Source organism: Herpetosiphon geysericola, assembly GCF_001306135.1.
In the GTDB taxonomy this organism is placed as follows: domain Bacteria; phylum Chloroflexota; class Chloroflexia; order Chloroflexales; family Herpetosiphonaceae; genus Herpetosiphon; species Herpetosiphon geysericola.
The window spans coordinates 32171-45195 of the sequence record NZ_LGKP01000026.1 but is presented as its reverse complement, the minus strand read 5'-3'; the positions used below and the strand labels follow the sequence as shown (position 1 = coordinate 45195).

At 50.4% G+C, this 13025-nt stretch carries 10 protein-coding genes; 2 read left to right on the top strand and 8 right to left on the bottom strand.

The genetic code is table 11. The annotated features are described in order from the left end of the window. Nucleotides 1-95 precede the first annotated feature (95 nt). On the top strand, nt 96-1769 hold the full coding sequence (locus tag SE18_RS18795) for a protein O-mannosyl-transferase family (protein WP_160319525.1): 1674 nt from the start codon (nt 96-98) through the stop codon (nt 1767-1769). Here SE18_RS18795 and SE18_RS18790 read toward each other — a convergent pair. From SE18_RS18790 to SE18_RS18775, 4 genes are all read right to left on the bottom strand, one after another. Continuing rightward, a complete protein-coding gene (locus tag SE18_RS18790) occupies nt 1759-2880 on the bottom strand; it encodes an SGNH/GDSL hydrolase family protein (protein WP_054536008.1) in 1122 nt (373 codons plus the stop codon). The two genes, SE18_RS18795 and SE18_RS18790, sit on opposite strands and share 11 nt — an antisense overlap. A gap of 132 nt (nt 2881-3012) precedes the next feature. After that, complete coding sequence (locus SE18_RS18785) at nt 3013-3534, bottom strand: putative immunity protein (RefSeq protein ID WP_054536007.1); 522 nt, start codon at nt 3532-3534, stop codon at nt 3013-3015. A 178-nt stretch (nt 3535-3712) separates the two neighbouring features. Next, nucleotides 3713-5017, bottom strand: coding sequence for an NB-ARC domain-containing protein (locus SE18_RS18780; RefSeq protein ID WP_054536006.1), 1305 nt, complete (start codon nt 5015-5017; stop codon nt 3713-3715). Nucleotides 5018-5119: 102 nt separating this feature from the next. Beyond that, nucleotides 5120-5449: a glutaredoxin family protein gene (locus SE18_RS18775; protein ID WP_054536005.1), complete on the bottom strand. Its 330-nt coding sequence runs from the start codon at nt 5447-5449 to the stop codon at nt 5120-5122. 126 nt (nt 5450-5575) lie between these two features. Here SE18_RS18775 and SE18_RS18770 point away from each other — a divergent pair, with 126 nt between their 5' ends. Beyond that, complete coding sequence (locus SE18_RS18770) at nt 5576-8638, top strand: GAF domain-containing protein (protein WP_054536004.1); 3063 nt, start codon at nt 5576-5578, stop codon at nt 8636-8638. Between the two features lie 534 nt (nt 8639-9172). On the opposite strand, the gene SE18_RS18765 is transcribed toward SE18_RS18770, so the two are convergent. The 4 genes from SE18_RS18765 to SE18_RS18750 form a co-directional block, all read right to left on the bottom strand. Further along, complete coding sequence (locus tag SE18_RS18765) at nt 9173-9988, bottom strand: menaquinone biosynthetic enzyme MqnA/MqnD family protein (protein WP_054536003.1); 816 nt, start codon at nt 9986-9988, stop codon at nt 9173-9175. A gap of 76 nt (nt 9989-10064) precedes the next feature. Beyond that, the gene (gene mqnE, locus SE18_RS18760) at nt 10065-11168 is read right to left on the bottom strand and encodes an aminofutalosine synthase MqnE (RefSeq protein WP_054536002.1); all 1104 of its coding nucleotides are present in this window, start codon (nt 11166-11168) and stop codon (nt 10065-10067) included. A 43-nt stretch (nt 11169-11211) separates the two neighbouring features. Then, nucleotides 11212-11397 carry a ubiquitin family protein gene (locus SE18_RS18755; protein WP_054536001.1) on the bottom strand — a complete coding sequence of 62 codons (186 nt, stop codon included), beginning with the start codon at nt 11395-11397 and terminating at the stop codon, nt 11212-11214. Between the two features lie 556 nt (nt 11398-11953). Beyond that, nucleotides 11954-13015 carry a class I SAM-dependent methyltransferase gene (locus SE18_RS18750; RefSeq protein WP_054536000.1) on the bottom strand — a complete coding sequence of 354 codons (1062 nt, stop codon included), beginning with the start codon at nt 13013-13015 and terminating at the stop codon, nt 11954-11956. Nucleotides 13016-13025 lie beyond the last annotated feature (10 nt).

Below are 13025 nucleotides of genomic sequence, written 5' to 3'. Positions count from 1 at the left end.
AGCTGAGAAGCAGTTGGCACAACTCCATGATGCAAAACCCAAAACCCATAAAGTTTGATCGCAACGTTAGTGCATTGTTGCTCTTTGGAGTTGCATTGCTGCTGTATAACTTAACCCTACTCCCAGGCCTAGGCGGCGGCGATACTGCCGAATTTCAACGGGTTGGGCCAACCCTTGAGATTGCCCATAGCACTGGCTACCCACTGTATAGTATTGTGACTTGGTTGTGGAGCAAGGTACTGCCATTTGGCAGCGTTGCTTGGCGGATTAATCTCTTTTCGGCCTTTGCTGCGGCACTGAGTTTAACCATCGTTGCCCAAATTGCGCTTAAACTTGGGCTGGCTCAAGGCTGGGCTTGGGCCTGTGCAGCAATTTTAGGCCTATCCGCAACCTTTTGGCAGCAAGCAACCCATGCCGAAATTTATGCCTTTGCAGTGTTGTTGCAGGTTGGCACAATCTGGCTCATTCTGGCTTGGCGACAGCAGCAAGTGGCCTTTTGCTGGCTTGGACTCGCCGCAGGCCTGATGCTTGGGCATCATCGCAGCAGCCTCTTTTTGCTGCCATGGATGCTGATCGCTGCTTGTTGGCAACAGCGGCCAACGGGACGCCAAATACTGCTAGCAATCGCTGCTGGATTAATCAGTTTTGTGCCATATTTGTATATTGTTTGGCGCGCACCTGTTTGGCAAAATGGCTGGGCGGTGTTGACTGAGTATTTACTTGGCAGTGCTGGTGGCGCTTGGTTTGACCCACAGCGCGCAGCCAGTCAAGCGTGGCAACGGTTCGTTGCAGTGCAAGGCGAGCTGTTTGGCCCACAATTAACCTGGCTTGGCTTTGGTTTGGCATGCTATGGGTTTTGGCAGTGTTGGCGGCAACAACGGCCCATTGCAATCATGCTTGCTGGCAGTTATTGCAGCATTCTGGGCTTTTGCTTGGCCTATTTCGTCGACGATTTGGCGGTTTTTGGGCTTGGCGCGTATGTGATGCAAGCCTTGCTGATTGGCTTTGGGCTGGCGTATTTGCCATGGCCACGCTGGAGTTTGGCCGGAGCTTTGGCGATAAGCGTATGGCTGGCATGGCAAAACTTGCCCCACATTCAAGCCAGCAATACAGCCGAGATCGAACGCCTTGCCCGCCAGCGCTTGGCCGAGCCAATTGCAGCGCAAAGCCTGGTGATTGGCGATGGCTGGAGCATCGAAAGTTTGCGCTATCTGCAAGCAGTTGAGCAGCAACGACCCGACCTCGAATTTAGTTTTCAGGCCGATCAGCAACGGATTCGCGATCAGTTAGCCCGAGGTCGCCAGGTCTATGCGCTGCAAGCGATTCCAGAATTGGCCTTGCAGCATCGTAAACTTGGCGATTGGTGGCAGATTGAAAACAAACCCCTACAATTTAGCCAACAGCTCAGCGTTGGCTGGCAAAATGGAATTCAATTAACTGGGCTTGAATTACCTAGCCATGCCCAAAACCAACTGCTGGTTGCGCTGCGCTGGCAAACTGCGCAACCATTACCAAGCTTAATTCGCTTTATCCATGTGCTCGATCAAGCTGGCAATTTGGTCGCCCAAACTGATAGCCCAACCAATCCTACGAGCCAAACTTGGGCGCTTGATCAAGCTCAATCCGACCTGCTAGCGGTTGATTTGGCAGCGCCATTGCCAGCAGGTCGCTATACGGTGATTGTTGGTTGGTATGATCTCAGTGGCCAACGTATGCAGCTTGAGGCAGGCAACGACACCTATGAACTAGGCCAAATTGTTATTGATTGAGCTTTACAAAAGGCATAAATACGCGATAACTTGCCGCTGCTGGAACGGTCCAAGCGCGCGAGCCTTCAGTATTGCCGTTAATATCAACCGCACGCACAATAAGCGTTGCTTGGTTTGCAACCGCAATCGGCTGGCTATAGCGAGTCCAGGTTGTTTCGCTGGGCAAGCGATATTCCAAGCCACGCACGCCGCGATTATCGATCGCGCTGAGGGTTGCCAACCATGTGCCTTGGTTTTGGCTAAATGTTACGTTTGAAACTGGTGCTGCTTGATCAGTAAAATCAAACGAGGCTTGGGCAAGGTTGCTCGCCAGCGTCCGTTGCCCAGCAATCGACGGATGATAAAAATCGGCGGTGACCAAGGTTGGCGAAATTGCTGAATTAAACAACAGATTCTGATCAAAGCGACAGCGTAAATAGCTGCTACAGACCTCGCTTAATTGGCTATTAAAATCAATAACCCGTTGGCGAACACGCTGGCGCCGCTCCATATCAGCGGGCGCGGTTGATTCGGGGTTGGCAAACAGCGCCTGACAAACCCCAAATTGATTCCAAATCCCTCGTGCAGCTGGATTATCTTTGAACGTTTGCCAGACCTTAAACACATCGGGAATGCTAGCAATGAAGATACGGGCTTCTGGCTCATTGGTCGTTAATTGATTCAAGCCGCTGATCAGTTGCGCGCGATAATCGGCCACGCTGGTCATGGCAGCTTCGTTGGAACGACAAACATCGTTCGCGCCCATTAAAATCGTTGCATATTGGGCATCAGCAGAATTGGCTGCATTCACTTGGCCCACCAATGCATTAATGCTTGCGCCAGAAGCAGCAGCATTGGTAGCGGTTAAATTGCCAGTCGCAGTGCGAATCTGCTCAGCCAAACTGTTTACTTCGGAGCTAGTGCCAGTTGCCCAACTATACTGCGGCTGATCCGTAATATTATTCGGATTACCATCAGCCAGAAACGCTTTGGTGATCGAATCGCCAAAGGCCACCATCCGTTGCGGATAGCCCACAACTGCCGGATCAATCACCTCGCCCTGTGGTTTGGCCTGAATAGAACCACTCAGTGCCACGATGCCAACTAATACACCCACCATTGTTCGTCGCATGCTTGTTCCTTGCTTTTAATCAATTCAATCGTGCTGATACTGTATCAAAGCCACATTAACGAAAACAGCAGGTTTAGTGCATATTTGCAGCATGTTCACAGCAGTTCATACTATCGAAATTAAAAGGCTCGATTAATCATTAACCTCAAAAACCCACCAGCAAATTGGATTACGAGTACGTTGATCTTCCAACACAAACTCGCGAATGCTTGTAGGCAGTTGCGCTCGCTGCCAAGCACACTCTTGGCGACCAGCTTCATCCTCAGCGCCCTTGGCTGCTGCCGCGCGCACCGCCTTAATCGCATAGGCCGCAGCGCCAAGATTGTGGGCGGCAACATGGGCAACTAAGGCTGCCTGCGCCGCTGCAAAGCCAGCAAAGCGCGCCGCTCCACTTAAACCACGGGCAGAAGCATTGGCATGGCCACCAGCAGCCCGGGCTTCACTCATGCTAATCTCGCCGCGAACCCATGCCTCAAGTTGGGCTAAAGCGTGGTGTGGCCGTTGATCGTTGGGCTGCGCTTGCTCAAAGTAATCAAGCACATGGCCAGCACATGCAGCAGCCCAACGCGCCAGCAGCCGATGGTCGGCGTCGCTAAGCGTGCCACCACGGCGAATTGTAATCAGGCGCTGGTCACGCTCTTTCGGAAGAATCATCATTGGCTCCTTGAACAGGATTCGAGCAAGCACTGCAATCTTAGCGAATTGTTATGAAGCGCTTGATAGCTAAAATCAATAACGGTTGACACGTTTAAATACTTGCAATACTTCTGTCGGGTTTGGATAAGGCGTAAACAGCCATCATTAACGCTAGCACCATTATGGTGGGCAAAATTCAGCTTAAATGTATATTTTCAGGGTTGGCGATAGCGTGCTGAATACAGCTTGGCATGGCATACCACGCAGCCCAATCAACCAACAGATGCTTCGTTTGAGCTTCGTGCACACTCGCCTGAAGCTGTCTGCTCGGCAGCTCTTGCAAGGCTGCTAGCTCACGTTGGTTGAGCCAGCGAGGCAAGCCTGCTAGTGTCGCGAGCAGCTGTTGGGTCGCTGGTTGCAGTGTCGTATAGCACAGCTTAATCAACCACGCCAACCGCTCTTCGCCTGAAACAATTGCCTGAAGTTGTGCCACTAGGCTCGCCAAATCATAGTCAATACTTAGACTGGCCACTAATTCGAGGGCCAAGGGCAGGCCGCCTAGCAATTGGCAAAGCTGGTTTGCTAGGCCAAGTTGCACTGGGTCATTCAGATCAAGTGTCTGAAAGGGATTTAATCGCTCAAGTAGCAGCTGCAAACTATACTTCGCCTCAAGCAAACCAGGGTGATCAGCAGCGAAGCCAAAGCCTTCAACATGATGCAAACGCTCTTGGGGCACATGCAAGCGCTGTGTGGCGGTAGCCAACACCCGCACAAACGGTGCTGTTTGCAAGCGTTCACACAACCAAGCAGCCAACTCAGGTTGATTCAGATTGTCTAAAATGAGCAACATCTGGCGTGAGCTGAAATACGCTTGCAAGCGTTGTTGCGCGTCGAGGTGCGGGGAATCAAGCCCGAGCTGAGCCAAAAAATCGCGAGCCAGCGTTGCTTGCGTTGCTTTACTCGGTATATGCAACAAGCCAACGCCATCACGAAAAATTGGGCCAACTCGCTGGCTCATTTCCAAGGCCAAGCGGGTTTTGCCCACCCCAGCAGGGCCGATTAAGCTAATCCAATCGCAGCCTTGATCAAACAACAATTGAATCCGCTCAAGATCAAGCGTGCGCCCAAGGAAGCTCGTTTTGGGCATTTGGAAGTCAAGTTGGGGGATGCTTGGCGCAGCAGGTTCAACCTTCGGCGTGGGCAATAGGCCACTAAGCCGCTGACAAAGCGCATTTTGCTGGCGATGAAACGTAGCAGGATGAATCGCCAACACATCACAATAATAGTCAACCGAGGCTTCTGGCTGGCTGATTAAGATAGTCAGCAAGCGCACTTCTTTGGTTTTCAGCGGATAGGTTAACAGCTGCTGGTGCAAATGGCGCAACCCACCAAGTTCGGCAATAACTAACGACCAAGCAGGGTGCGCCAAAAGGCGTTGCGGATAGTTTAAGAGGCTATGGACAACCTCTGCTGTCCATTCTAAGCTAGCGGGTGTGGTCATAGCAGGGCAGCCCTATCATTGCCAAAGCGAGCAAAGCTAAAACCAGTCTCATCGGTTGGCTCTCACACCAACCTTCGCCTCTCTGCCACCCTCAAGCTACGCTTAACTCAACAAACCGTTGCGCTTCAAGAAACCACTCAAGGCTTCATCGCTTGGTTCGGTGATAACGGTACCACGATCAAACGAGCGTGCTTCGCGGCCTGCTGGCAAGGGAGCTGGCTCTTCAAAGGGCAAATTGCTGCCAGCTTCGGCAACCACAATCGTAGGCACACTCCGATAGCCAACCCAGCCCTCGACCAACGCGCCAGCAGCGTCATCTTGATCGATATTAATTTGGGTGTAGGCAACCTGATTGGCTTCTAAAAACCGTTGCGAACGAGCAAGATCAGGGCAAAAACTCGTTCGACCATAGACGACAACATGTTTACTCACAAGAAACCTCCATATGCACCGCCGGATAGAGATAATGGTGCACTATGATCGTACTTGGCTTTATACCATTGTCAAACGCCAAAACACCTCGTACAATGAGGGCAGTGACCCAAGTGGAGAACCTTCATGCCTGATGCAAGCAATGGCCATGTGTTAATCGTCGAAGACGACCTCAGTATTAGCCGCATGTTTCAATTGCTGCTGCGCGATGCTGGCTATCGGGTTTCATTGACCAATAGTAGCGAAGAAGCGTTGCAATTTGTGCGCGTCATTACACCAGATATTATTTTGTTGGATATTTCCTTGCCTGGTATGAATGGCGTTGATCTGACCCGCCATTTGCGCAGTAATCCCGCCATCCCGTTTATTCCGATTATTCAAATTACCGCGCTTGGCGATTTGCGCACCAAAGTTGCTGCACTCGATGCAGGCGCCGACGATATTTTGGTCAAGCCAATCGAGTTATCCGAGCTGTTGGCACGCTTACGGGTGATGATGCGGCTGCAAAAAAATCGCCGCGGCCTCGAAGAATCAACCCGCCAAATGCATATTCTGTATGCCATTAGCCAAACGCTCAATAGCTCGCTCGATATTAACAGCATTTTACGCGATTTGGTGCTGCAATTGGCCAATGCCTTGGGCGCAATTCGCACCTCAATCATTTTGGTCAACGACCATAATACGCCATTTTATGCCTCATCAGTTAAAGAAACCCTGAATACAGAAAGCATTCAACGGGTCATTCGCGATGGCGTAGCAGGCTGGGTGATGCGAGCCAGGAAACCGTTAATCATCAGCGATACTGCCCGCGACCCACGCTGGATCTCGATGGATCGCCGGATTGATACCACCCGCTCGATTCTCTCGGTGCCATTGATTCACCAAGGCATTGTGATTGGCGTGATTACGGCGGCGCATACGCGGATTAATTATTTTACCCAAGATCAGCTTGAATTAGCCCAAAATATTGGCAATCAAAGCGTTACCGCTTTTACCCATGCCCAATTGTTTCAGACCACCGTTCAGCAAAAAGGCCTGCTCGAACGCCGCTCGCAAATGCTCGAAGAATTGCTGAATGTTGGCGAACGCTTAAGCCTCAATTTGCCATTGCATGAGGTGTTGAACGAGCTAGCGCAGGCAATTCATCGCTCGTTGGGCTTTCGCCAAGTGATTATTCACGTCTTTGGGATTGATGACGTTGAGGCGGCCCAAGGCGTAGCAGGCGTTCAGCGTGAGCAAATTCAGCAACTTTGGACCAATGAGCAGATTCAGCAAAGCATCGTGCCGCTGCTGCGTGAGCGCTTTCGGATTAGTCGCTCGTATTTTGTGCCGTCGGGCTATACCCTCGATGACGAAGAAACCAACCACCTTCCATTTGGCGCAACTGGTATTCGCCAAGCTGATTATTTGTTTGTGCCTTTGGGTAGCCCGCAACAATTACTTGGCTTGATGATCGTCGATCTGCCGAATAATCTGATCACGCCCGATTTGGCCACGATTCAAGCGCTCGAAGTCTTTGCCAATCATGGCACAACCGCAGTTAACAACAATCGGCTGTTCGCGCGCGAACATACTCGGGCCAACCAATTGCAATTGCTGGTTGAGCTAGGCCGTAATTTCGCCGAATTAATGACCCCTGATCAGTTGTTGCGCTTGGTGGCGTCGTTAGTGCGCCATAGTTTTGGCTTCAACAGCGTGGCAATTTTGCTCAAGCAGCACGACCAATTTATGCTGCGGGCTGGCACGCATAATTTCGCCCACAACCCATACAACCAAATATTAATCATCGAACCGCCGATTTTACAAGCCTTAGAGCAATATCAAAGCTGGCTTAGCAGCGATGCCAGCCAATTTTGCTTGGATTATCAATGGGCCGAGCCGCAAATTGTGGCCGAGTTAATTGTGCCCTTGCATACCCACGAAGGTATTCAGGGCCTCTTAGTCGTTGGCCATAGCGATCTCAGTGCCTTGGATGGCCTGACTCAATCGATTTTAGGCGCGGTTGCAGTCCAACTGACTGTCGGCTTGGATAACGCTAAGCTCTTTTTGCGCGAACAAGAATATATTCAACAACTTAACCAAGTTAATGAAATTGCCCTGCAACTGACCAGCGCCAGCAGCGAGCCGCCATTTCACGAGATTATGCAACAGGTTGCGGCAATTTTTCAGGCTCCCCAAAGTATGCTGCTGTTAATCAATCACGATCAGCGCCAGATTACGCGGAGCATTGCCTACCCAAGGCCATGGCTTGACCAACTGCCAGCCCTGCCCGAACTGTTGGCTAGTCTCAACGAACATCGCGTCCAGTTGTTTAAACAGCAGCATGCTTCTGCTTTAGGCCAAGCATTACGTCAAGCAGAGATTAACACGATCGTTATTGCTCAGTTGTATAGTGCTGAACGCTTACAAGGCCTTTTGTTGATTAAGCCTGCTGATGATCAGTATGTCTGGCGCTCGAACGAACATAATTTGCTGCAAACCCTTGCCACCTTATTTGCCCAAGCCTTGGAAAACCAGCAACTCCAAGCCCAACGCCTCGAACGCTTGCGCGCCGATTTACAACGCTACATGGCGCCGCCACTGGTCGAACAGTTGTTGAGCGAAGGCGGTTTTGGCGAGCCAAGCGAGCGTGACATCGTGGTGTTATTTGCCGATTTACGCGGCTTTACGGCGCTGAGCGAAAATCTCGCGCCGCAAGTGGTAGTCAAGCAAATTCTCAATCGCTTTTTCGATGAAATGACAGCAGTGCTTTATCGCTATGATGCAATTATCGATAAATTTTTGGGCGATGGTTTGATGGCAGTATTTGGCTCGGTGCGAGCATTAGCCAACGATCCAGAGCGCGCAATCAACGCCGCAATCGATATGCAGCAAACTTTTGCCAGCTTGCAAACAGAATGGCAAGCAAGCTTTGGCTATCCGATTGGCTTGGGCATTGGCATGAGCTGTGGGCGGGCGGTGGTTGGCAATATTGGCTCGGCCCAGCGCATGGATTACACCGTGATTGGCGATGTGGTCAATACCGCCAGTCGGTTGGTGGCGATCGCCGAGGCTGGCCAAATTATCATCACACAGCAGTTGGCCCAACGCTTGCAGCAACATCAAGCCAAACTGGAACAACTAGAGCCAGTTCAACTCAAAGGCAAACGCGAACTCCAAACAATCTACAGCGTGCACAAAGCTGAGTGAACGAGGGATGAAAAGAGCATAGAACAGAGAGCATAGAACATATGGATAAGGGGCTGGGGGTTGGGCTATCGGCTGTTGGCTATAGGAAACATAATCCCAATAATCTGTGCAATCTGTGGCTAGATTAAAGGATGAATTATGAGGGATGAGGGCAAAAGAACAAAGAGCAGAGAATATAAGGACAGAATTATGATGGATGAAATCAAAAGCCATCAGCCAATAGCCTATAGCCAATTTCCCCTTCGTGCGCGGTGTAGATCAATTATTAGCGCAGAGGATAAGGCTCTTGGCTTTTGGCTATCGGAAGCATGATCGGGTTTGGCAAAGACGTTGGGCATTAAACACGGACCCGAGTCCAGCCCCTTAACCCTCGTGATAAACCGCGAAGAACACGAAGGCTTGAGTTACAGAAGCACAGCAACATTCTAAACCATGAATATTTGGGGTTGCAGGGGGCTGAAAACCCCCTGCGTTTCCCGCCAGCGGCGGGACGGAATGGTGACGAATCATTGGTCATCGTGATGATTTAATCACTTATTCGCTAAACCACTCCAGTTGGCTTGGCTGAAAACTAGGCACTGCATAACGCAAAAAAGTGTGCAAGCCTTCCAAATCAACCGACGTTAGGTGGTAGCGCAAATCGCGCAAATATTTGGCACACACGCCAGGCGAGATATTAATTCGTGGCGCATAAAACTGAGCAAGTTCATCGATACGGGTCAAATTTTCGGCTTTGGCAGCCCGCAACGCTGGCACAATTCCAGCATCGCGCACCGCCTCAGCCTGATCGCGCCGCACAACCCACACCGCAAATACAAACGGCAAACCGCTCAGTTTCAGCCATTCATCACCAAGATCAAAGAAGTAGGGCAAACCACGTTCGCCCAAATGGCGACGCGCTGTCGCTTCGACCAAGGCTTTATCGCCAATCATCAATGAACCTTGGCATTCAGCCAACATTGCATCAAGATTGGGGGCCATCGAGCGCCATTCTGGCTGAATTCGATAATGCCGCTCGCACAGCACCTTGAGCAAATTAATGCTGGTTGCTGAATCGGTGGTTAAGGCAACTGGCTGGCCATCAAGCTGGCGCGGATCAGCAGCCCACGAAAACAGATTTACACTATTCACCGCGCCAATCGTGGCGATCGAAAAATCGCGCACAACCAACAACTGATCTGCATTCAAGGCCCATTCATAGACCGACATTGGCGCAACAGCAACCTCACCGCGCAAAACTGCCGCGTTGATCGCCGTTGGTACGCCGCGTTGGACAGGCACATGCGGCAAGCGCTCGGTAATGCCATAATCCATCGGTTGGGTATTGAGATAATCGATTACACCAAGCATATAATTTAAAAGCGTGAGTACGCTAGGCGACTCACGCGATACGCAACGTTTCAAGCAACAGCCCAAAACCCTGCAATTAGTTCACAGCAATGTGGTTATATAAGGCATCGCGTTCGACCGCTGTTTTACCAGCTGTCGTCACAAGATGGACTAATTCAGCGCGTGAGATTCCCTGTTCGGTTTTAGCACCAGCAGCGTGATAGATTTCTTCTTCGATCACCGTGCCGTCGACGTCGGAAACCCCAAACGACAATGCCACTTGGGCCAAGCGTGGCGTAAGCGAGATCCAATAGGCTTTGACGTGGGCAAAGTTGTCAAGCAACAAGCGGCCAATCGCCAAATTCTTCAAATCTTCAAAGCCAGTTGTCCAATCAAGCTTCTTGACCCGACCCAAGTTGTTGTTTTCTGGGTGGAAGGCCAACGGAATATAGGTCACAAAGCCGCCAGTTTTATCTTGTTGCTCGCGCAGCCGCAATAGGTGATCAACCCGTTGTTCGAGGGTTTCAATATGGCCATATAGCATTGTGGCATTGGTTTTGATGCCTAATTCGTGGGCAATCCCATGAATTTCCAGCCAGCCATCACCATCGACCTTTTCTGGGCAGATTTTACGCCGAACTTCAGGATGGAAAATTTCAGCGCCACCGCCAGGCAAGGCATCCAAGCCAGCTTTACGCAAAATCTCAAGCGTCGTGCGCCAATCCATGTTTGAAATTTGCGCCATATAATCAATTTCAACTGCCGTAAAGGCTTTAACGTGAACATTCGGATAATGATCCTTCAATTCACGAATAATATCGGCATAATATTCAACATCGAGATCGGGCACTAAACCGCCGACAATATGGAATTCACGGGTACGTTCGCTAAACAAACGCCCAACGTGATCAATAATTTGCTCGGGTGTACGTACAAACGCATCAGGCTCGTTGCCATTACGGCGGAATGAACAAAAATTACAGTGAAATGCACAAACATTGGTTGGTGTAATGCGGTGATTTTGCACAAAATACACCACATCGCCATTCTTACGGCGATTGACCGTATCGGCCAGTTTACCCAAGGCTAAAATATCGTTAGTTTGATACAAACGAACTCCATCTTCAAACGATAGGCGTTCGCCTGCTTCAACTTTTTCGGCAATATCAGAGAGTGGCGACTTCGCCAACAGAATAGCCATAGACAGTTCCTTTCCGCGTTACTGTGTTCATTATATCACAATGTTATTTTGATTTTCGTGCCAATTTCCGACCATTCCAATACCAGCGTTGGCTGGCTGGAGCAACCAAATTGGCACCGCATACCAAGCCAAGGCTAGTGGTCAGCACCCAAATTGCACAAAACAGCAGATCAGCCCGCAATAAACGACCTAAGCACTGCCAGCCGTTGGCAAATTGGGCATGCGCCATGGCCACAATTTGGTAAACGACCTTCGACTTGCTTGAAGCTTGGCATTTGCTGGCGCAAACCCCGTTATTTCGCTTTGATCCGATTGGATCGGGCCTTGAATAAAGGGTTATTGGGCATCCAGAACCAACAGATTGGGCAGCGCGCCAAATTCGCGGGGCCGAATCGCATTGTTACGGGCATTCCAAACACCCAGCAGCGAACTTAGTGCACTCATTGTAGCAGGCATTAGGCTTAGGCCAAATTGATTCAGGCGTAGCGCTGGTTTGATGGCCGCTGATAGCGATATAAAACTTGATTACTGCCAGCACGATCAGGCTAATAAACAATGCCTACTGTAAGCTTCCGCTTAGCAAGCAAAGTTTGGCCAAAAGCTGGCTTGCCAACTCCGAGCGCAGTGACAGCGCATGAATTGGATTGATACTATGTGAAGCATAACGAGGCATGAAAGAAAATACCGCTGCATTGTTACGCGCAATCAGAGGCGCAGCTACAGCGAACTAGGAAGGCATAGCGTTCGATAATATAACACCAGCGCCCACAAACCTAATCGATATTTCATTCATTTGCTTTTGTAATATGCTTAGCTTGAAGCAACGCTTTGAGCAAACGCAGTATTCGGCCCGATTCAAGCGTGTTGATTTGGCTTTCAAGCTGGGCGATATGTGCGTTTTTGTTGGCAAGCGTTGCTTCAAGCGTCGCCACATACTGCTGAAGCTCATTGGTCGTGGTGGTTAATGGTGGAATCTGTGCCTGAGCTTCATGCAGCTGGGTTGTCAATTCTGCATTACGCATAGTCGCTTGCTGCAAATCATACAACAGCCAGGCTGGCGGGCCTAGACGAGCCATTAACGCCTGTGGATGGCAGGCATAGACCGTCAACATGCGATATTCTGGCGATTCATTGCAATAAAACACACACAAGCCAGCTTGGGTAACTAAGCGCGTCAGGGTTGACACAGTAAAATACAAGGTATGCACCACGCTCAAAAGGCTGCCAGCTTGCCCTTGTTCGATAAACTGATCGCGAAATTGATAGGCTGGCACTTGGATTGCCAAAACACCCTCTGGCTTGAGCGCAGCAGCGAGTTCTTGCACAAACGCTACTGGCTCGTGCAGATGCTCAAGCACATGCCAACAGGTAATTAGATCGAAGGCTTCAAGCTGGGCAAGGCTGGTTGGGTCGCTATAGACAATCAAACCGTAGCGCTGGCGGGCAATCTCTGCGGCCACAGGCGAGAGTTCAATCCCAACTGGTTGCCAACCACGCTGTTGCGCTGCCACCAACAACAAGCCGCGATTACAGCCAAGATCAAGCATCCGCCCAGGTTTCAGCTGGCCATGCTGCTCAATATGGGCAAGGATGCTGGCTTTTAATGCTATTTCTTGCTGCTCGGCGGCTTCGCTGTAGACATACACCTCGCTTTGGTTTTCGAGCACAGTGGTGCTTTCAAGGGTCAAACGCGGATTAAGATAAATTTGCCCACACGCACGACAACTATACAAATTTAAGCCTTCAGCAATAAATGTTTCTGCTTGCTGCCAAACCAAATCTGCTTGAGTTGCACCACAGCTTGGGCAGGCCTTGAGGGTTTCGGTTGGCATTGATTGCAATTGCATGGCAGAGCAT

What these genes read in the sequence shown, in the direction of transcription:
- SE18_RS18790 (WP_054536008.1), bottom strand. Translation starts at nt 2,880, where the DNA reads ATGCGACGAACAATGGTGGGTGTATTAGTTGGCATCGTGGCACTGAGT.
- SE18_RS18785 (WP_054536007.1), bottom strand. Translation starts at nt 3,534, where the DNA reads ATGATTCTTCCGAAAGAGCGTGACCAGCGCCTGATTACAATTCGCCGT.
- SE18_RS18780 (WP_054536006.1), bottom strand. Translation starts at nt 5,017, where the DNA reads ATGACCACACCCGCTAGCTTAGAATGGACAGCAGAGGTTGTCCATAGC.
- SE18_RS18770 (WP_054536004.1), top strand. Translation starts at nt 5,576, where the DNA reads ATGCCTGATGCAAGCAATGGCCATGTGTTAATCGTCGAAGACGACCTC.
- SE18_RS18765 (WP_054536003.1), bottom strand. Translation starts at nt 9,988, where the DNA reads ATGCTTGGTGTAATCGATTATCTCAATACCCAACCGATGGATTATGGC.
- mqnE (WP_054536002.1), bottom strand. Translation starts at nt 11,168, where the DNA reads ATGGCTATTCTGTTGGCGAAGTCGCCACTCTCTGATATTGCCGAAAAA.
- SE18_RS18755 (WP_054536001.1), bottom strand. Translation starts at nt 11,397, where the DNA reads ATGGCGCATGCCCAATTTGCCAACGGCTGGCAGTGCTTAGGTCGTTTA.
- SE18_RS18750 (WP_054536000.1), bottom strand. Translation starts at nt 13,015, where the DNA reads ATGCAATTGCAATCAATGCCAACCGAAACCCTCAAGGCCTGCCCAAGC.